The following is a 19,285-nucleotide window of genomic DNA, read 5'->3' as shown; positions in this document are numbered from 1 at the left end:
GTGGTTAGAGGTGTACGACGGGGTTATGGATAAATTGCGCAAACTGTTGCTTGAGCTGTCGCGCCGTCAAAAACGGCTCATTCAGGTTACGGCTGACGTCATTCTCGTGTGGGCAGCGTTGTGGTTGGCGTTTCTGGTTCGCCTTGGCATTGATGATATGGTCAATCCACTGATCGTCCATTCCTGGCTTTTCTTGAGTGCCCCGGTCGTTGCAATCCCGTTGTTTATCCGGTTTGGCATGTATCGCGCAGTCATGCGCTACTTCGGCAACGATGCGTTGATCGCCATTATCAAGGCGGTCAGCTTGTCGTCGCTGATTCTTGGCGTAGTTGTTTATTGGTACAGCAATCACCAAAACGTCGTTCCACGCTCAATCATTTTCAACTACTGGTGGTTGAGTCTGATCATGATCGGCGGGCTTCGCCTGGCCATGCGTCAATACTTTTTGGGCGACTGGTTCAGTGCTGCCCAGCACGTTCCGTTTACCAGTCGTGACGATGGTTTGCCGAAAGTCGCCATTTACGGTGCGGGGGCAGCCGGTAACCAGCTGGTTGCTGCCTTGCGGATGGGGCGAGTCATGCGTCCGGTGGCGTTTATCGATGATGATAGCGGGATTGCCGACAGGGTTATTTCCGGTTTGCAAGTTTATAAGCCCAAACATATCCAGCAGATGATCGATAACACCGGGGCCCAGGAAATCCTGCTGGCCATCCCGTCGTCCAACCGTGGGCGGCGCCGGGAAATTCTTGGTTATCTCGAAGGTTTCCCGCTCCACGTTCGAAGCGTTCCCGGTTTCATGGACCTGGCCAGCGGGCGGGTAAAGGTCGATGACATCCAGGAAGTGGACATCGCCGACCTGCTGGGCCGGGATACCGTTCCAGCCCAGGGTGACCTGCTTGAGCATTGCATCAAGGGACAGTCTGTTCTGGTCACCGGGGCCGGCGGTTCGATCGGTTCAGAGTTATGTCGGCAGATTCTTGCATTGCATCCAACGACGCTGCTGTTGTTCGAGCACAGTGAGTTCAATCTTTACAGCATCTTGTCCGAGCTTGAGCAACGGGTTGCCCGTGAGTCTTTGTCTGTACGTTTATTGCCTATTCTCGGTTCCGTGCGCAATCCGGAGAAGTTGCTCGATGTGATGAAAACCTGGCATGTAGACACTGTCTATCATGCGGCGGCGTATAAACACGTGCCGATGGTTGAGCACAACATCGCTGAAGGTGTGCTGAACAACGTGGTGGGTACGCTCAATACCGCCCAGGCGGCATTGAAAGCCGGTGTTGCCAACTTCGTACTGATCTCGACAGACAAAGCCGTACGGCCCACCAATGTCATGGGCAGCACCAAGCGCCTTGCCGAATTGACGTTGCAAGCGCTGAGTCGTGAGTTGGCTCCGGTGTTGTTCGCGGATACGAGCAATGTTTCGCGTGTGAACAAAACACGCTTCACCATGGTACGGTTTGGTAACGTGCTGGGATCGTCGGGTTCGGTCATTCCGTTGTTTCACAAGCAGATCAAGTCAGGCGGTCCGCTGACGGTCACACATCCGAAGATCACCCGATACTTCATGACCATCCCTGAAGCGGCGCAGTTGGTGATTCAGGCGGGCTCCATGGGGCAGGGTGGTGACGTTTTTGTCCTGGACATGGGCGAGCCCGTGAGGATCGTCGAGCTGGCCGAGAAGATGATCCATTTGTCCGGCCTGAGCGTCCGTTCGGAAAAAAACCTGCATGGTGACATCGCTATCGAATTCACCGGGCTGCGTCCGGGTGAGAAGCTCTACGAAGAGCTGTTGATCGGTGACAACGTCAGCGCGACCCAGCATCCAATGATCATGACGGCCAACGAGGATCACCTGCCGTGGGATGTGCTCAAGCTGAAGCTGGCCGAGTTGCTCGCTGCGGTGGATCAGGACGACTATGCGCGCGTCCGCCAGTTGTTGCGCGATACCGTCAGCGGCTACACCCCCGACGGTGAGATTGTCGATTGGATCTACCAGCAGCGCCGCCTTGAGCCCTGATTGTTTCATATGCAGTAACGTACACATTTTTGACAGTCCCATGGCATAGCCTACGTTTGGAGAGCAGCTTCGGAAAAGCTGCTTTCTCAAACGACGTCATGGAGTTTCACTAATGCGTACAAGCAGTTTCTACTCTCTGGTATTCGCCCTTCTCACCAGCGTTTCCCTTACGGCAATCGCCGCGCCTGTCAAGGCACCTGAGGTGACGAATGCGCCTCTGGTGCAGGATGTGACCGTCAAGGCGCCATCCGGCAAAGTCGATCTCAATAGTGCTGATGCACCTACGCTGCAGCGTGAGCTGGCTGGGGTGGGTGAGGTCAAAGCGAAAGCAATTGTTGCTTATCGTGAAAGTAATGGTGCGTTTGCGTCAGTTGACGAATTGCTGGAAGTGAAGGGTATCGGCAAAGCGATTCTGGATAGAAACCGCGATAGGATCGAAGTGAACTAAGGGCGAAACTGGACGACAAAGGTCGATCATTGATCGGCCTTTGCCAGTAGCGAGAGTTATGCCCGGTGGGTCAGTCGCAGTACTTGAATGGTTTGTCGGTTACCCACGATCAGGCAAAGTACAGGTCCGCGTTGTCCAGCAAGGTCGTCTGCCCAAGCAGCGTGATATTGCCACCGTAAGCGCCATCACTGCAATGTCGAATGTCACGACCAGCCCATTGGTTTGCAGCATTTGCGTCACTGCCTTGGTAGTCGTCCAGCCGTTGATATGCAGGGTGTCTTCACCTTGTTTGAATTCCTGGATGGTGTCCGAGCTACGAAAACGTCCTGCCCATTTCCGCCAATCAGACATCGCTTTGATCGCCATATGGGCTGCTTCGACGCATGAAAGTCCTGTCGCTCAGTCACCGTTGAATGCGCACTGTTCATCCGCCCCACCATTTATCGGTCGGCCCGCAATACCGTTCATTCCATCGCAGAGGTTCGGCGCGGTTTTGCGTTTGTTCAGGGTCTACTCTCTCATTCTGGCCTGGGCACCGACGAGAGCCGAGCGCTTCGTGGATATGGAAAATTACGGCTATCATATTGCGTTTGAATTATGCGTATAATAAATACCGCTTGCGTCGAAGTGCCTTGGCGTCAGGCGTCCTTCAGCATCCTTCAGGAGCACCGTCATGAATTCAGTTCAGTCCCAAGGTACGGCCCTCGTCACCGGCGCTTCTTCCGGTATCGGGGCGGTTTACGCTGAGCGGTTGGCAGCCCGTGGTTTTGATTTGTTGCTGGTGGCTCGCGACGAGCAGCGGCTGGAAGCGGCGGCGAGCAAGCTGCGCTCCGAGCATGGGATCAAGGTCGAGGTGCTGAAGTCGGATCTGACACGGAAGGAAGACGTGTTGCAGCTCGAACAGCGGTTACGCAGCGATTCGAGTATCAGCCTGTTGCTCAATAACGCCGGTGTGGCGGCGGACGGGCTATTGGCCAATGCCGATACCGACCAACTGGAGAGAATGATTCAGTTGAATATCACCGCGGTCACGCGATTGGCCTCGGCGGCTGCGGCCAGTTTCACCAAGGCCGGGCGCGGCACGATCATCAATATTGCATCGGTGGTGGCATTGTTTCCCGAGCGTTTCAATGCGACGTACAGCGCCAGCAAGGCTTATGTATTGAGCTTGACTCAATCGTTGAACGCCGAGCTGAATGGCACCGGGGTCAAGATTCAGGCGGTGCTGCCCGGTGTGACACGTACTGAAATCTGGGAGCGCTCCGGTATCGATGCTTCACAAATTCCTGCGGAAATGGTGATGGAGGCTGCAGAGATGGTCGATGCTGCGTTGTCGGGTCTGGACCAGGGTGAATTGATCACTATTCCTTCGTTGCCTGATGCGGCGGATTGGGATGCGTTCGTGGCGGCGCGTCATGTGATGGCGCCTAATCTTTCCAAAAGCAAGGCTGCTGCCCGTTATCGGTAAGCGCCATCAATCGGTTTGAGGTGTGTTTGGTATGAGTGATCGTCGCGTAGTTGTAACAGGCATGGGCCTGGTATCGCCGCTGGGGAGCGGTGTCGACGCGGTCTGGGCACGGCTGTTGGCCGGGCGTTCCGGGCTGCGCAAGTTACCTGAAGAGGTGGTTGCCGATCTGCCGGCCAAGGTCGGCGGTGCGGTGCCTGCGCTGGCTGATGATCCGCAGGCGGGGTTCGATCCGGACCGGGCAACCCCACCCAAGGAACAGAAGAAGATGGACCGCTTCATCCTGTTCGCCATGGAAGCCGCGCGTCAGGCACTGGAACAAGCCGGCTGGCAAGCGCTGGATGCCAATGCCCAGGAGCGCACGGCCACCATCATCGGTTCAGGTGTGGGTGGCTTCGGCGCGATTGCCGACGCGGTGCGCACCACCGATAGCCGTGGTCCGAGACGTTTGTCGCCATTCACCATCCCGTCGTTTCTGGTCAACCTCGCGGCAGGTCATGTGTCGATCCAGCATGGCTTCAAGGGGCCATTAGGCGCGCCTGTCACGGCATGCGCCGCCGGGGTTCAGGCGATTGGTGACGCGGCGCGGTTGATTCGTGCGGGTGAGGCGGATATCGCTGTGTGCGGTGGTGCGGAAGCGGCGATCGATCGGGTCAGTCTTGCCGGGTTTGCAGCTGCTCGCGCCTTGTCCAGCGCTTACAACGAAACGCCTGAGCGCGCTTCGCGACCTTTCGACAATGGTCGCGATGGCTTTGTCATGGGAGAGGGGGCCGGGCTACTGGTTATCGAGTCTCTGGAGCATGCGCTGGCTCGGGGGGCTCAACCTCTGGCGGAGCTGGTCGGCTACGGCACCAGCGCCGATGCCTATCACCTGACCGCTGGCCCCGAAGACGGCAGCGGTGCGCGGCGAGCGATGTCGTTGGCATTGGCTCAGGCAGGTGTTTCACCGGCTCAGGTTCAGCACCTGAATGCTCATGCAACCTCGACCCCGGTGGGTGATCTGGGTGAGCTGGCAGCGATCAAGGCGCTGTTCGGTGCGCAAAATGGCATCGCCGTGACATCGACCAAGTCGGCGACCGGGCATTTGCTCGGTGCAGCGGGAGGACTCGAAGCGATCTTTACGCTGCTGGCGATCCGCGACCAGATCGTGCCGGCGACTCTCAATTTCGAGAACCCGGACCCTGCCACTGAAGGTGTGGACATCGTTCATGGCAACGCGCGGCCGATGGCGATCGAATACGCATTGTCCAACGGCTTCGGATTTGGCGGGGTCAATGCCAGTGTGCTGTTCAAGCGTTGGCAGGGTTAATCCTGCGAGTGTTTGAGGTGTTCGCGTGCGACGTCGAGAATCCGTTGGGCAAACTCGGCGTCGGCAACGCTGCGGGATAACAGCAAGGCGCCGACCAGCGTAGACATGATGACGATGCTGCGCTCGGCGGTGCGCGCTCCGTCAAGAGTGTGCTGGATTTGATCGAGTCGCGCCTGGAGCACAACGTCGCTGGTTGGACTCGGTTGACCACGCAGCCCCAGTTCCGAGGAAATGGTCAGCAGTGGGCAGCCTTCCTGAGGTGAGGTTTGATGCCATTCGGACAGATAAGCGTCGATGAAGGCTTCGAGTGGATGCTCCTCGGCGAAGATTTGCGCGCACAACTTGTCGACTTGTTCGCCAGCCTCTTGCAAGGCTTTTTCCACCAGTTCGTCTTTGGATTTGAAGTGCGAGTAAAAGCCACCGTGGGTCAAGCCCAGTGCTTTCATCAGGGGTTGCAGCCCGGTCGCGCCGATACCGTCGCGTCGAAATCGCGCTGAAGCTTCCTTGATTATGCGTTGGTGGGTCTGGGCTTTATGGTCCTGCGAGTAACGCATCTGATATCTCCGCATCAATGCGGCCCATATTAACCAATGAAAATTGCATGGTGACTGTACTTCTACTTCTAAAAAGCATGCAGATGCTTCGATATGGGGACGAAGCGGCATGGTTTCAGGCGCTTTCACGCAAAAACAAACCCCGCCGTTCCAGGCGGGGGGGGCAGTCAGCGGTCCTGCGCTTCCTTGGCGTCCATTTCCGCATTGCGTTCGGCGACGCGCTTACGTTGCTCTTCGGTCAGTTCGACTTTGTTGGCGGTGTCACGCAGCAGCATCAGGCCACCAACGATCGAGCCGATGGCAACGACCAGAATCAACCAGGCATACCAGGGCATAGGACTCTCCTTGAAAACAGGCGGTCGGCGAAGGTTCATCAACCGATCGTGCATACCACTTTGAGTGATGGGGTTCCATCGCTATCACCCTTATTCTATGCCTGTTGTTCAAGGTTCACTCGAACGCTTTCAATGTCCGGTCAACATCGCATCCGCCGGTGCGTCGGCACGTAATTGCGCAGTGAGCATGAAGTACACGAAACCTGCCACCATGAAGCCCAGGAAGATCAGACCGATCAACGTGTTGAACCAGGCCATCGCCACCAGGCACACCACCGCCAGCATCAGTGCAATGAACGGCACCAGCGGGTAGCACGGAGCGCGGAAGGTGCGTTCCAGGTTCGGCTCGGTTTTACGCAGTTTGAACAGGCTGAGCATGCTCATGATGTACATCACGATGGCGCCGAACACGGCCATGGTGATCATCGCGGCGGTCAGCGTCATGCCGCCGAGGTTGATCAGTCCGTCGCTATAGATGGCTGCAATGCCGATTACTCCGCCGGCGACGATCGCCCGGTGTGGAGTCTGAAAACGCGACAATCTGGCCAGGGATGTCGGTAGGTAACCGGCCCGGGCGAGGGCGAAGAACTGCCGCGAGTAGCCGAGGATGATCCCGTGGAAACTCGCCACCAGGCCGAACAGGCCGATCCACACCAGCATGTGCAGCCAGCCCGAGCTTTCGCCGACCACGGTTTTCATCGCCTGCGGCAGCGGGTCGTTGATGTTCGACAAGGTGCGCCAGTCGCCGACGCCACCGGCGAAGAACATCACGCCCATCGCCAGTAGCACCAAGGTCAAAATACCGCTGATGTAAGCCTTGGGAATCGTGCGCTTCGGGTCCTTGGCTTCTTCGGCGGCCATGGCTGCGCCTTCGATGGCGAGGAAAAACCAGATGGCAAAGGGGATGGCCGCGAACATCCCGGCAATCGCCGGAGCACCGAACACGTCGGAGCCGGCCCAGCCATTGAGCGCGAAGTTGCTGAAGCTGAATGCCGGGGCGACGACGCCCATGAACACCAGCAATTCGGCGACCGCCAACACGCAGACCACCAACTCGAAGGTCGCTGCCAGTTTCACGCCAAGGATGTTCAGGCCCATGAATACGATGTAGGCACCGACTGCCGCGTGTTTCGGATCCAGGGCGGGAAACTGAACATTGAGGTAGGCGCCGATGGCCAGGGCAATCGCCGGCGGAGCGAAGACAAATTCGATCAGTGTCGCCAGCCCGGCGATCAACCCGCCTTTTTCGCCAAAGGCGCGACGGCTGTAGGCAAAGGGACCGCCGGCGTGAGGAATGGCGGTGGTCAGCTCGGTGAAACTGAAGATGAAGCAGGTGTACATGGTGGCGACCATGAACGAGGTCACCAGAAAGCCCAGCGTCCCGGCCACGCCCCAGCCATAACTCCAGCCGAAATACTCTCCGGAAATCACCAGCCCGACCGCAATACCCCACAGATGCAAGGTGCCCAGCGTGGGTTTGAGTTGTGTGTTCATGCGTTTGCTCCCTGAGTGGTTTGGAAAGCTCAGGGGGGCAGTGCAGTGGGCGTGCCATTTCGCGATTGTGCGTCGTAATGGGCTGAAAGCTGTCGTATCGGGGATGTTCGCCACCGGATGCACGAATTTTATGCTTCAGTCAGGGGCGCAGTTGTTTCAGATGCCGCTTTCGTGAGCAAGCCCGCATACCCGCTACCCGACACCGCGGCGACGCGGAGATTTCGTAGTTCAATGCTGGTGCGGGCTGCGGTTGATGCTCAGGTTTGTTCACTAAGGCACTCGCGCAACGCCGTTTGCCAGTCAGGTTGACTGACGCCCCAATCGCGTCGCAAGCGACTGCAATCCAGGCGCGAGTTGAGCGGTCGGGCGGCCGGCGTAGGGTAGTCGCTGGACGGGATCGGTAACAGGTCGGCGCAGGGCCTGCCCTGTTGTCGCAATGTTTCGCCGATCGCCCGGGCGAAGCCAAACCAGGAGGTTTCACCTTGAGCGGTCAGGTGATAAGTACCCCAGTTGGCAACGTCGTTCGTCTGCCAGCGTTCAATCAGGGCAAGGGTGCTATTGGCGATTGTACCGGCCCATGTAGGCGCTCCGATTTGATCGGCGACTACCCGTAACTCGGGTTTCTCTTGCAGCAAACGCTGCATCGTCAGCAGAAAGTTGCGGCCATGGGTTGAATAGACCCAACTGGTACGCAGGATCAGATATTTACCTTGCACATCCCTGATGGCCTGTTCACCGGCCAGCTTGCTCTTGCCGTACACCCCGAGCGGATTTGGCGTGTCGTCCTCGTTGTAGGGGCTGGCTTTCATCCCGTCGAATACATAGTCCGTGGAGTAATGTATCAACGGGATGTCGAGAGCCAGCGCTTCTTCGGCGAGGATGCCGGGAGCTACCGCATTAATGGCAAAGGCTGTTTGCGGCTCGCTTTCTGCCAGATCAACCGCGGTATGGGCCGCTGCGTTGATGATCAGATCGGGCCGGACGTTTTGCACCTGTCGGCGAATCTGATCGGGTTGCGCGAGATCGAGCTGATCGCGACCCAATACGATCAGTTCGCCGACAGCCCCCAGCCGCCGCTGCAACTCATGTGAAACCTGACCGTGCCGGCCATTGATGAGTATTTTCACAGGTACAGTCCAGTCTCGTTACCGGGCAAATCGGGCTCACACAGGTTCATTGCTCTTCCCCTGCGAGTTTGGCCAGGTACTGGCCATATCCGGTCTTGCCGAAGTACCGGGCGCGCTCCAGCAACTGTTCGCGGTTGATCCAGCCATGTTCATAGGCAATCTCTTCGAGACAGGCAACTTTGAGGCCTTGGCGGTGTTCGATGGTTTGCACGTACTGGGAGGCTTCGAGCAAGCTATCGTGGGTGCCAGTGTCGAGCCAGGCGAAACCTCGACCAAAGCGTTCGACCTGCAGATCGCCACGTTGCAGATAGGCATTGTTGACGTCGGTGATTTCCAGCTCGCCGCGAGGCGAAGGTTTTACCGCCTTGGCAATCTCGATCACGTCGTTGTCGTAGAAATACAGGCCGGTAACGGCATAACTTGATTTCGGCTTTTTCGGTTTTTCCTCGATCGAAAGCGCACGGCCGTCGCTGTCGAAATCGATGACACCGAAGCGCTCGGGGTCTTTGACCCAGTAACCGAACACGGTGGCGCCGGAAGAGCGTTTTGCCGCGCTCTGCAATTGTTCGCCAAAGTGCTGACCATGGAAGATGTTGTCGCCGAGGATTAGGCACACAGAGTCATTGCCAATGAACTCTTCGCCAATCAGAAAAGCCTGGGCCAGACCGTCCGGTGATGGCTGCTCGGCAAAGCTGAAATTCACCCCGAACTGGCTGCCGTCGCCCAGCAGATTGCGATATTGAGGCAGGTCATGCGGTGTGGAAATCAGCAGAATATCCTTGATGCCGGCCAGCATCAGCACCGAGATCGGATAATAGATCATTGGCTTGTCGTAGACCGGCAACAGCTGCTTCGACACTCCGAGCGTAATCGGGTGCAGGCGTGTGCCCGAGCCACCCGCCAAAACGATGCCTTTCATCATGCGAGCAGTTCCTTCGGATTGATGGCGCCAAGGCGTTCGCCCTGATAGCTGCCATCTTGAACACGGCGGCACCATTGCATGTTGTCCAGGTACCATTGAACGGTTTTGCGCAGGCCGGTTTCGAACGTCTCTTCGGGCACCCAGCCCAGTTCGCGTTCAATCTTGCTGGCGTCGATCGCGTAGCGTAAGTCATGGCCAGGACGATCCTGGACGAACGTGATCAGGTCGGCGTAATGCGCAACGCCCTCAGGCTTGTGCGGTGCCAGTTCTTCAAGCAAGGCACAGATGCCACGCACCACGTCGATGTTCTTTTGTTCGTTGTGCCCGCCGATATTGTAGGTCTCGCCGACGGTACCGGTGGTCACGACTTTGAGCAGTGCCCGGGCGTGATCTTCGACGAACAGCCAGTCGCGAACTTGCAGGCCATCGCCATACACCGGCAGCGGCTTGCCGGCCAAGGCATTGAGGATGACCAGCGGAATCAGTTTCTCGGGGAAGTGGAACGGCCCGTAATTGTTCGAGCAATTGGTCAGCAGCACCGGCAGGCCATAGGTTCGTTGCCAGGCGCGGACCAGGTGGTCGGACGCTGCCTTGCTGGCGGAGTAGGGCGAGCTCGGTGCGTAGGGCGTCGTTTCCGTAAACAGATCGTCGGCACCGTGCAGGTCGCCGTAAACCTCGTCAGTGGAAATGTGATGAAAGCGGAAGGCGCTTTTCTCAGGCTCCGGCAGGGCTTGCCAATAGGCGCGGCTGGCTTCGAGCAGGCTGTAGGTACCGACGATGTTGGTCTGGATGAATTCCGATGGCCCGTCGATGGAACGGTCGACGTGGGACTCCGCTGCCAGGTGCATGATCGCGTGAGGCTGGAAACGTGCCAGCACGGCTGTGACGCTCGCCTGATCCACGATATCGGCCTGAACGAACTCGTAGCGAGTGTCGTTGGCAATGCTGGTCAGCGATTCGAGATTGCCGGCATACGTCAGTTTGTCCAGGTTGAGCACTTCATGCTCAGTGTGTTGAATCAGCTCGCGAACAAGGGCCGAGCCTATGAAACCGGCTCCGCCGGTAATAAGGATACGCACGTTGGGCCAGCCTTTTTCAGTAATGCGGATAACGGTAGCTTGCAGGCGCGAGCGGGGAGGTGCAAGAGTTCTTGACCCCATTCGGTTGCGTCACGCCAATCGGGCGGAATTATCCACGACTTGCAGCCATCCCTCACTACTCTCGCGCACAATTTAGAGTTCTACCTGCGACACTCCCGTTTTTTCCGCACCGGAGCTCCTCCTCACACCCTGTAACCCCAGCGTAAACCCACTCTTTACGCTTTCTTTATGCCCCGCCCGCACCCTCTATCTCGTTCCTTTACAGCCTCCTTTCCGACAATGACTCCACACGCGGCAATACGCCGTAACACGGAGAACTTCCATGAGCGTTCTGGACGGGGTGTCGCTGCTGCTGGCAGTGGGGCTGTTCATTTATCTGTTGGTTGCGCTGCTGCGCGCGGACCGGAACTAGGAGCGGCTATGCACAGTTATGACTATTGGCTGATCCTCGGGTTTTTCGCCCTGGTATTGGTCCCGGCGCCGTTTCTCGGGCGCTTCTACTACAAGGTGATGGAAGGGCAGCGCACCTGGCTGACGCCGGTTCTCGGTCCGGTCGAACGCGGTTGTTATCGTCTGGCCGGCGTCGATCCGCAAGCCGAACAGAGCTGGCAGAAGTACACGCTGGCCTTGCTCGCCTTCAACCTCGCGGGTTTCCTGCTGCTGTTCGCGATCCTGTTGTTCCAGGACCACTTGCCGCTGAACCCGCAAAACCTGCCGGGTCAGGAGTGGACACTGGCGTTCAACACCGCCGTCAGCTTCATGACCAACACCAACTGGCAGGCCTACAGCGGTGAAGCGTCCCTGAGCTACTTGAGCCAGATGGTCGGCCTCACCGTGCAGAACTTCGTCAGCGCCGCCACCGGTCTCGCTGTGCTGGTTGCTCTTTGCCGCGGTATCGGGCGCAAGTCCACCCAGTCCCTGGGCAACTTCTGGGTCGACATGACCCGCGCCACCCTCTACGGCTTGCTGCCCATGTGCCTGCTGCTGGCGCTGTACCTGGTCTGGCAGGGCGTGCCGCAAACCTTCGCCCAGTACGTGAACGCGGTGACGATGCAGGGGGTTGATCAAGTGATCCCGCTCGGCCCGGCCGCCAGTCAGATTGCGATCAAGCAATTGGGCACCAATGGTGGCGGTTTCTTCGGCGTGAACTCAGCGCATCCGTTCGAGAACCCGACCGCGTGGAGCAACCTGTTCGAAATGGCCTCGATCATTCTGATCCCCGTCGCGCTGGTGTTCACCTTCGGCCATTACGTGAAGGACCTGCGCCAGAGCCGCGCGATCATCGCCTGCATGCTGGCGCTGTTCCTGATCGGCGGCGCGACCTCGCTGTGGGCTGAATACCAACCGAACCCGGCCCTGAACAATGTCGCTGTCGAACAGACGGCACCGCTGGAAGGCAAGGAAGCGCGTTTCGGCACCACTGCCACGGTGTTGTGGTCGGTGACCACCACGGCCGCGTCCAACGGTTCGGTAAACGCCATGCACGACAGCCTCAACCCGCTGAGCGGCATGGTGGCGCTGGTCAACATGATGGTTGGTGAAGTGATCTTCGGTGGCGTTGGCGCCGGTCTCTACGGCATGTTGCTCAACGTGCTGATCGCGGTGTTCCTCGCCGGCCTGATGATCGGTCGTACTCCGGAGTACCTCGGCAAGAAACTGCAAGCCAAAGAAGTGCAATTGCTGGTGGTGACCCTGATGGTCATGCCGATTGGCGTACTGGTGCTCGGCGCGATTGCCGCCAGCCTGCCAGGCCCTGTGGCCGCCGTGAGCAACCCTGGCGCCCATGGTTTCAGTCAACTGCTCTACGCCTACACCTCGGCCAGTGCCAACAACGGTTCGGCGTTTGGTGGCTTCGGCGCCAACACCCCGTTCCACAACCTGATGCTGGGCCTTGGCATGTTGATCGGTCGCTTCGGTTACATCCTCCCGGTTCTGGCCCTGGCCGGCAGCCTGGCGATGAAGAAAACCGCACCGATCGGGCAGAACAGCTTCCCGACCCACGGCCCGCTGTTCGTGACCCTGCTGACCGTGACCATATTGCTGGTGGGTGGCCTGACCTTCTTGCCGACGTTGGCGCTGGGTCCTATCGCTGAACATCTGAGCATGGGCTTCTGAGGATTATTTGATGAATATGCCCGTAATTAAACCGGTCGCCCTGAAAGCGCCGGAGCAACCGAAAACCGCGATCTCGGCCCTGTGGCGCCCGGCGCTGCTGCAAGCCTTCGTCAAGCTCGACCCACGGCAATTGCAGCGTGCGCCGGTGATGCTGGTGGTCGAACTGACGGCGATCCTGACCACCGTGCTGTGCTTCATTCCCGACACGGCGGTGCCGACCTTCGTTGCCGCGCAAATCGCGGTGTGGCTGTGGTTCACCGTGCTGTTCGCCAACTTCGCCGAAGCCCTGGCCGAAGGCCGCGGCAAGGCCCGCGCCGACAGCCTCAAGGCCGGCAGCGAAGGCCTCAGCGCCCGGCGCAAAACCGGCAACGGCAGCTTTCAGGTGGTGCCGGCCGCCAACCTGCGCAAAGGCGATGTGGTGCGCGTCGAAGCGGGGGAGATGATTCCCGGTGACGGCGAGGTGATTGAAGGCATCGCGGCGGTCAACGAAGCGGCGATTACCGGTGAATCGGCACCCGTGATTCGCGAGTCCGGCGGCGACCGCTCGGCCGTTACCGGCAACACCCGACTGGTGTCCGACTGGCTGCTGGTGAAAATCACCGCCAACCCCGGCGAGTCGACCCTGGACCGCATGATCGCCCTGGTCGAAGGCGCCAAACGCCAGAAGACCCCGAACGAAGTGGCGCTCGACATCCTGCTGATCGGCCTGACCCTGATCTTCCTGCTGGTCGTGGTGACCCTGCAACCGTTCGCCCACTTCGCCAATGGCAGCCTGCCGCTGGTGTTCCTGGTGGCGCTGTTGGTCACGTTGATTCCGACCACCATCGGCGGTTTGCTGTCGGCCATTGGTATCGCCGGGATGGATCGACTGGTGCGCCTGAACGTGATCGCCAAGTCCGGTCGTGCGGTGGAAGCGGCGGGGGACGTGCACGTCCTGCTGCTGGACAAGACCGGCACCATCACCTTCGGTAACCGTCGTTGCTCGGCGGTGCATGCCGCGCCAGGCGTGACAGCCAGGGAGCTGGCTGAGGGCGCATTGCTGGCTTCGCTGGCCGACGACACTGCCGAAGGCAAGTCGATCGTCGAGTACTTGCGTGGCACTCATCCGCAACCGGAGCCGTCCTCTGACTTGCTGACAGCCGTGCCATTCAGTGCTGAAACCCGCTTGTCCGGTGTCGACTATCAAGGGCACGTGTACCGCAAAGGCGCGGTGGATTCGTTGCTGGCGTTCGTGGGCCTCAAGCGTGCCGATCTGGCGGCACCGTTGTCCCGTGAAATCGACAAGATCGCCCAAAGCGGCGGTACCCCGTTGCTGGTGTGTGCCAACGGTAAACTGCTCGGCGTGATCCACCTCAAGGACGTGGTCAAGCCCGGCATCCGCGAGCGCTTCGCCGAGCTGCGCAAGCTGGGGATCCGCACCGTCATGGTCACCGGCGACAACCCGCTGACCGCCGCCGCCATCGCTGCCGAAGCGGGTGTGGACGATGTGCTGGCCGAAGCCACGCCGGAGAAAAAACTGGCGCGCATTCGTCACGAGCAAAACGACGGTCGCCTGGTCGCCATGTGCGGCGACGGCGCCAACGACGCCCCGGCCCTGGCCCAGGCGGACGTCGGCATGGCGATGAACGACGGCACGCAAGCGGCACGTGAAGCGGCCAACATGGTCGACCTCGACAGCGACCCGACCAAGCTGCTGGACGTGGTGCAGATCGGCAAGGAATTGCTGGTCACCCGAGGTGCGCTGACGACCTTTTCCATCGCCAACGACGTGGCCAAGTATTTCGCGATTCTGCCGGCGCTGTTCGCCGCGATCTACCCGCAATTGGGCGTACTCAACGTGATGCACCTGAGCAGTCCGCAGAGCGCGATTCTGTCGGCGATCGTGTTCAACGCCTTGATCATTGTGGTGCTGATTCCTCTGGCGCTGCGCGGTGTGCGGGTGCAAGCGGCGAGCGCGGCGGCGTTGCTGCGGCGCAATCTGCTGATCTACGGCCTGGGCGGGATTCTGGTGCCGTTCGTGGGCATCAAGGCGATCGACATGCTGTTGACGGCGTTGCATTTGGTTTGACCTGACACCCCCCACTGTAGGAGCGAGCTTGCTCGCGATGGTGGTTAACGATAACGCGCCCTTTCTGACAAAGCGCGGCGCCTTCAGATCCATCGCGAGCAAGCTCGCTCCCACAGGTTTTTCCTGCGAATTAGAGGATTTTGAAATGTCCACATTGATACGCCCGGCCCTGAGCCTGCTGGTCCTGATGACGCTGATCACCGGCGTCGCTTATCCACTGGTGGTCACCGGCGTGGCCCAGGTGGCTTTCCCGGATCAGGCCAATGGCAGCCTGGTGCGCGATGCCGAGGGCAAGGTCCGCGGCTCCTCGCTGATCGCCCAGGATTTCGTCGGTGACGCCTGGTTCCACCCGCGCCCTTCGGCCGGTGCCTTTGCCACCGTGTCGAGCAGTGCCAGCAACCTGTCGCCCAGCAACCCGGCCCTGGCCACGCGGGTGATCGACGATGCCACTAAACAGCTGGTGCCAGGCCAGGGGCCGGTGCCACTGGCGCTGCTCACTACGTCCGGCAGCGGTCTCGATCCGCACTTGCCACCGGCAGCGATTGCCTATCAACTGGCGCGAGTCGCGACGGCGCGCAACCTGCCGGTAGCGACCCTGCAGCAACTGCTGGATACCCACATCGAGCAGCCACTGGTAGGCCCGCCGGTGGTGAATGTGCTTGAGTTGAATCTGGCGCTGGAAAAACTGTAATTCCGTGGTGGAGCCATTCGCGAGCAAGCCCGCTCCCACAGGAGTACGCATTCCAACTGTGGGAGCGGGCTTGCTCGCGAAGACGGCTTCGCAATCACCACATCGACATCTGAAAAAAGAGATCCCCAAGCATGAGCAACTCCGGCCGCGCCGACGCGCTGTTAGCAAACCTGCCCCGCGACGGCCGTGGACGGCTCAAGGTATTTCTCGGCGCCGCGCCGGGTGTCGGCAAGACCTACGCCATGTTGCAAGCGGCCCACACCCAGTTGCGCCAAGGGGTGAAAGTCATCGCCGGCGTTGTCGAAACCCACGGCCGGGCCGAAACCGAAGCGCTGCTCAGCGGTTTGCCGCAGCAGCCGTTGGTGCGTTCGGAATACCGTGGCGTGTTGCTCGAAGAAATGGACCTCGACGGTCTGATCAAAGCCAAGCCGAAACTGGTGCTGGTCGACGAGCTGGCCCACACCAACGCACCGGGCAGTCGTCACGAAAAGCGCTGGCAAGACATTCAGGAGCTGCTCGCCGCCGGCATTGATGTGTACACCACGGTCAACGTTCAGCATCTGGAAAGCCTCAACGACCAGGTGCGTGGCATCACCGGCGTGCAGGTCCGTGAAACCCTGCCGGACTGGGTATTGCAGGAAGCCTACGAACTGCTGCTGATCGACTTGCCGCCGCGGGAGTTGCTGGAGCGTTTGCGCGACGGCAAGGTCTATGTGCCGGAGCAGGCGCGGGCGGCCATCGATGCGTTCTTTTCCCAGACCAACCTGACGGCCCTGCGTGAACTGGCGATGCAAACCGCGGCGGCTCAGGTCGATAACGATCTGGCCCAGGGCTATCGCCAACTCGGTCAAGCGGCGCCAGCCGTGCGCGGGCGTTTGCTGGTGGGGGTCGACGGCGATGCCCAGGCCGAGCGCCTGGTGCGGCATGCCAGTCGCGTGGCCCAGCGGCGGCACCTGCCCTGGAGCCTGGTGCATGTGGACAACGGCCGCGTGCGTGACGAGCAGTCGCGCCTGCGCCTGCAAAGTGCCCAGCAACTGGCTGAACGGCTGGGGGGCGAAGTGGTGTTGCTACGGGCCGGTGAAGTGGCGAAAACCCTGATCCAGCATGCCGCCGAACGCCGCGCCAGCCTGGTGCTGGTCGGTCAGTCTCGGCCGCGCTTGCGCCGACGTCTGTTCGGTGGCGGGCTGGCGGCGCGGCTGCTGCGCAATGCTCGCGGACTGGAAATCAACGTTCTCGATAGCGATCATCAACAGCATCAACCCCATCAGCGGTCGATGCAGACGCTGGTCTGGTTCGACTACGCCCTGGCCGTGTTCGCGACGGTTCTGGCCAGCGCCCTGGCCTGGGCCGTGGCGAGTGTTCTGCCGCTGCCAAATATTTCTCTGGTGTTCCTTGCTGCCGTTTTGCTGGTCGCGGTGCGCAGCAGTCTCGGGCCGGCTCTGGCCTGTGCCGCGCTGTCGTTTCTGACCTATGACTTTCTGTTCATTCCACCGACGTTCTCTTTCAGCATCCAGCGCGAAGAAGACGTGCTGACCTTGCTGTTCTTCCTGCTGATGGCGGCCCTCACCGGTAACCTCGCGGCGCGCCAGCGCAGGCAATTGCAGGCACTGCGCGATACACAGGAAGAGACCACCGAATTGCTCGACCTGTCACGTAAACTCACCGCCGCCACCGACCGTCAGGCTGTGGTCAGCGCGGCTGCCCAGCACCTCAACGGTTGGAGTGATGTACAACTGTGCCTGCTCAATCGCGACGGGCAAAACGGCTGGAAAGTCGAAACCGGTGGCCCGCTGGAGTTCACCGAAGCCGAACGCGCTGCCGCCGACTGGGCCTGGCAGCACGATCAACCGGCGGGGGCGGGCACCGGCACATTGCCGTTCGGCCGCTGGTGGTGGTGGCCGTTATCGGTGGAGGACGGCCCGCTGGCGTTGCTCGGCGTATGCGCCAGGGAAGGCCAGGTCTTGAGTGGCCAGCGCCGACGCTTGTTGACCGCGCTGAGCCAGCCGCTGGCCCAGGCACTGGCTCGGGCGCAACTGGCCGATGATCTGGAAGCGGCGCGGCTGCACGGCGAAACCGAGCAACTGCGCAGTGCCTTGCTGGCTTCGGTGTCCCATGATCTGCGCACACCGCTGACGTCCATGCGCGGCAGTATCGACAGCCTGCTGGCCCTGGGTGAAGCGATCCCGCTGGAGGATCGACGTGAACTGCTCGAAGGCACCCGCGATGAAGCCGAGCGTCTGGACCGCTACATCCAAAACCTGCTCGACATGACCCGGCTCGGTCACGGTGCCCTGAAGCTGGCGCGGGACTGGGTGTCGCCGGCGGACATCGTCGGCAGTGCGCTCAATCGCTTGCGCGCGGTACTCGCGTCGCTGCAGGTCAGCACCGAAGTACCGGCGCAACTGCCGTTGCTGTTCGTCCATGCCGCGCTGATCGAACAGGCACTGATCAACGTGCTGGAAAACGCCGCGCGGTTCTCGCCGCCCCACGGGCGCTTGCAATTGCGCGCCGGGGCTGATGACAGTGAGCTGTTTTTTTCGGTCAGCGATGAGGGGCCGGGCATTCCGGAGGCGGAACGGGCGAAAATTTTCGACATGTTCTACACCGCGGCGCGAGGTGATCGTGGCGGGCAGGGCACCGGGTTGGGGCTGGCGATTTGTCAGGGTATGGTCGGTGCCCACGGCGGGCGCATCAGCGTCGCCGACGGCATCGAGGGGCGTGGCACCTGCATCTCTTTACATCTGCCGCTACAGGCTCAGCCGGGATACGAAGGTGAAGCCTGATTGTGCTTGCGCTACTCTCTTGCCACTTCTTGGTGTTGATGTGAATTCATGAGCCAGACCGCGACCATTTTGGTCATCGATGATGAACCGCAGATCCGCAAATTCCTGCGCATCAGCCTCGCGTCCCAGGGCTATAAAGTGCTGGAGGCCGCCACCGGCAGCGAGGGATTGGCACAAGCCGCACTGAACAAACCGGATTTACTGGTGCTCGACCTCGGCTTGCCGGACATGGACGGCCAACAGGTATTGCGCGATTTTCGCGAGTGGTCGACGGTGCCGGTGCTGGTGCTCTCCGTGCGCGCCGGTGAAGGGCAGAAAGTCGAGGCCCTGGATGGTGGCGCCAATGACTACGTGACCAAGCCGTTCGGCATTCAGGAATTCCTGGCACGGGTTCGTGCGTTGTTGCGCCAGGCGCCCGTAGGCGAGGTCCAGCAAGCGGCGCTGACCTTCGGTCCGTTGACCGTCGACCTGGCGTATCGCCGGGTACTGCTCGACGGTGCCGAAGTCGCGCTGACTCGCAAGGAATACGCTGTGCTGGCGCAACTGGCGCGGCATCCCGGGCGAGTGATCACCCAGCAGCAATTGCTCAAGGACATCTGGGGGCCGACTCACACCGAAGACACTCATTACCTGCGCATCGTGGTCGGGCACTTGCGCCAGAAACTGGCGGATGATCCGACCCAACCAAGGTTCATCGTGACCGAGGCGGGGGTGGGGTATCGGTTGTTGAGTGAAGACAGCCTTTAGTTTTGTGCTGAATGATCCGCCCCCATCGCGAGCAGGCTCGCTCCTACATGGGATCCCCTGGTCAGACACAAACTTTGTGTACACCAAAGATTCACTGTGGGAGCGAG

Annotated in this window: 16 protein-coding genes; 10 read left to right on the top strand and 6 right to left on the bottom strand. The window is 60.1% G+C overall.

Features of this window, described 5'->3' with window-relative positions:
* The first annotated feature begins 25 nt into the window (after positions 1–25).
* The 4 genes from ACEN8Z_RS24025 to fabF all read left to right on the top strand — a co-directional run bounded on the left by ACEN8Z_RS24025 (position 26) and on the right by fabF (position 5,242).
* The gene (locus ACEN8Z_RS24025) at positions 26–2,020 is read left to right on the top strand and encodes a polysaccharide biosynthesis protein (protein ID WP_495595892.1); all 1,995 of its coding nucleotides are present in this window, start codon (positions 26–28) and stop codon (positions 2,018–2,020) included.
* A 112-nt stretch (positions 2,021–2,132) separates the two neighbouring features.
* Complete coding sequence (locus tag ACEN8Z_RS24020; protein WP_495595891.1) at positions 2,133–2,468, top strand: ComEA family DNA-binding protein; 336 nt, start codon at positions 2,133–2,135, stop codon at positions 2,466–2,468.
* 673 nt (positions 2,469–3,141) lie between these two features.
* The gene (locus ACEN8Z_RS24015; protein WP_495595890.1) at positions 3,142–3,936 is read left to right on the top strand and encodes an SDR family NAD(P)-dependent oxidoreductase; all 795 of its coding nucleotides are present in this window, start codon (positions 3,142–3,144) and stop codon (positions 3,934–3,936) included.
* 31 nt (positions 3,937–3,967) lie between these two features.
* On the top strand, positions 3,968–5,242 hold the full coding sequence (gene fabF / locus ACEN8Z_RS24010) for a beta-ketoacyl-ACP synthase II (protein ID WP_495595889.1): 1,275 nt from the start codon (positions 3,968–3,970) through the stop codon (positions 5,240–5,242).
* Here fabF and ACEN8Z_RS24005 read toward each other — a convergent pair.
* The 6 genes from ACEN8Z_RS24005 to rfbB form a co-directional block, all read right to left on the bottom strand.
* Complete coding sequence (locus ACEN8Z_RS24005; protein WP_495595888.1) at positions 5,239–5,796, bottom strand: TetR/AcrR family transcriptional regulator; 558 nt, start codon at positions 5,794–5,796, stop codon at positions 5,239–5,241. The genes fabF and ACEN8Z_RS24005 overlap by 4 nt on opposite strands.
* A gap of 167 nt (positions 5,797–5,963) precedes the next feature.
* Entirely contained in the window at positions 5,964–6,131 is a 168-nt protein-coding gene (locus ACEN8Z_RS24000) for a DUF2897 family protein (RefSeq protein ID WP_007985427.1), read from the bottom strand.
* Between the two features lie 129 nt (positions 6,132–6,260).
* On the bottom strand, positions 6,261–7,625 hold the full coding sequence (gene eat, locus ACEN8Z_RS23995) for an ethanolamine permease (protein WP_495595887.1): 1,365 nt from the start codon (positions 7,623–7,625) through the stop codon (positions 6,261–6,263).
* 257 nt (positions 7,626–7,882) lie between these two features.
* Entirely contained in the window at positions 7,883–8,752 is an 870-nt protein-coding gene (gene rfbD / locus ACEN8Z_RS23990) for a dTDP-4-dehydrorhamnose reductase (RefSeq protein WP_495595886.1), read from the bottom strand.
* A 46-nt stretch (positions 8,753–8,798) separates the two neighbouring features.
* Complete coding sequence (gene rfbA / locus ACEN8Z_RS23985; protein WP_008003325.1) at positions 8,799–9,674, bottom strand: glucose-1-phosphate thymidylyltransferase RfbA; 876 nt, start codon at positions 9,672–9,674, stop codon at positions 8,799–8,801.
* Positions 9,671–10,753, bottom strand: a complete 1,083-nt coding sequence (gene rfbB, locus ACEN8Z_RS23980; RefSeq protein ID WP_116263243.1) for a dTDP-glucose 4,6-dehydratase — start codon at positions 10,751–10,753, stop codon at positions 9,671–9,673. The genes rfbA and rfbB overlap by 4 nt, the downstream gene beginning before the upstream one ends.
* A 343-nt stretch (positions 10,754–11,096) precedes the next feature.
* Here rfbB and kdpF point away from each other — a divergent pair, with 343 nt between their 5' ends.
* From kdpF to ACEN8Z_RS23950, 6 genes are all read left to right on the top strand, one after another.
* Positions 11,097–11,186, top strand: a complete 90-nt coding sequence (gene kdpF, locus ACEN8Z_RS23975) for a K(+)-transporting ATPase subunit F (protein ID WP_007899818.1) — start codon at positions 11,097–11,099, stop codon at positions 11,184–11,186.
* An 8-nt stretch (positions 11,187–11,194) separates the two neighbouring features.
* Positions 11,195–12,889 (top strand): potassium-transporting ATPase subunit KdpA, encoded by a 1,695-nt coding sequence (gene kdpA / locus ACEN8Z_RS23970; RefSeq protein WP_442098016.1) that lies wholly within the window; start codon positions 11,195–11,197, stop codon positions 12,887–12,889.
* Positions 12,890–12,899: 10 nt separating this feature from the next.
* The gene (kdpB, locus tag ACEN8Z_RS23965; protein WP_495595885.1) at positions 12,900–14,957 is read left to right on the top strand and encodes a potassium-transporting ATPase subunit KdpB; all 2,058 of its coding nucleotides are present in this window, start codon (positions 12,900–12,902) and stop codon (positions 14,955–14,957) included.
* A 145-nt stretch (positions 14,958–15,102) separates the two neighbouring features.
* Complete coding sequence (gene kdpC / locus ACEN8Z_RS23960; protein WP_495595884.1) at positions 15,103–15,648, top strand: potassium-transporting ATPase subunit KdpC; 546 nt, start codon at positions 15,103–15,105, stop codon at positions 15,646–15,648.
* Positions 15,649–15,779: 131 nt separating this feature from the next.
* Positions 15,780–18,431 (top strand): DUF4118 domain-containing protein, encoded by a 2,652-nt coding sequence (locus ACEN8Z_RS23955; RefSeq protein WP_495595883.1) that lies wholly within the window; start codon positions 15,780–15,782, stop codon positions 18,429–18,431.
* 48 nt (positions 18,432–18,479) lie between these two features.
* The gene (locus tag ACEN8Z_RS23950; protein WP_442098020.1) at positions 18,480–19,178 is read left to right on the top strand and encodes a response regulator; all 699 of its coding nucleotides are present in this window, start codon (positions 18,480–18,482) and stop codon (positions 19,176–19,178) included.
* The last annotated feature ends 107 nt before the right edge of the window (positions 19,179–19,285 follow it).

This window comes from Pseudomonas sp. Pseusp10, assembly GCF_059492225.1.
Note: the sequence above shows the minus strand (reverse complement) of the source record. Positions and strands in the feature narration are given on the sequence as shown.

Bases quoted from the DNA above. Each gene is read 5' to 3' on its own strand.
- ACEN8Z_RS24025 (WP_495595892.1), top strand. From the start codon at position 26: ATGGATAAATTGCGCAAACTGTTGCTTGAGCTGTCGCGCCGTCAAAAA.
- ACEN8Z_RS24020 (WP_495595891.1), top strand. From the start codon at position 2,133: ATGCGTACAAGCAGTTTCTACTCTCTGGTATTCGCCCTTCTCACCAGC.
- ACEN8Z_RS24015 (WP_495595890.1), top strand. From the start codon at position 3,142: ATGAATTCAGTTCAGTCCCAAGGTACGGCCCTCGTCACCGGCGCTTCT.
- fabF (WP_495595889.1), top strand. From the start codon at position 3,968: ATGAGTGATCGTCGCGTAGTTGTAACAGGCATGGGCCTGGTATCGCCG.
- ACEN8Z_RS24005 (WP_495595888.1), bottom strand. From the start codon at position 5,796: ATGCGTTACTCGCAGGACCATAAAGCCCAGACCCACCAACGCATAATC.
- ACEN8Z_RS24000 (WP_007985427.1), bottom strand. From the start codon at position 6,131: ATGCCCTGGTATGCCTGGTTGATTCTGGTCGTTGCCATCGGCTCGATC.
- eat (WP_495595887.1), bottom strand. From the start codon at position 7,625: ATGAACACACAACTCAAACCCACGCTGGGCACCTTGCATCTGTGGGGT.
- rfbA (WP_008003325.1), bottom strand. From the start codon at position 9,674: ATGATGAAAGGCATCGTTTTGGCGGGTGGCTCGGGCACACGCCTGCAC.
- kdpF (WP_007899818.1), top strand. From the start codon at position 11,097: ATGAGCGTTCTGGACGGGGTGTCGCTGCTGCTGGCAGTGGGGCTGTTC.
- kdpA (WP_442098016.1), top strand. From the start codon at position 11,195: ATGCACAGTTATGACTATTGGCTGATCCTCGGGTTTTTCGCCCTGGTA.
- kdpB (WP_495595885.1), top strand. From the start codon at position 12,900: ATGAATATGCCCGTAATTAAACCGGTCGCCCTGAAAGCGCCGGAGCAA.
- kdpC (WP_495595884.1), top strand. From the start codon at position 15,103: ATGTCCACATTGATACGCCCGGCCCTGAGCCTGCTGGTCCTGATGACG.
- ACEN8Z_RS23955 (WP_495595883.1), top strand. From the start codon at position 15,780: ATGAGCAACTCCGGCCGCGCCGACGCGCTGTTAGCAAACCTGCCCCGC.
- ACEN8Z_RS23950 (WP_442098020.1), top strand. From the start codon at position 18,480: ATGAGCCAGACCGCGACCATTTTGGTCATCGATGATGAACCGCAGATC.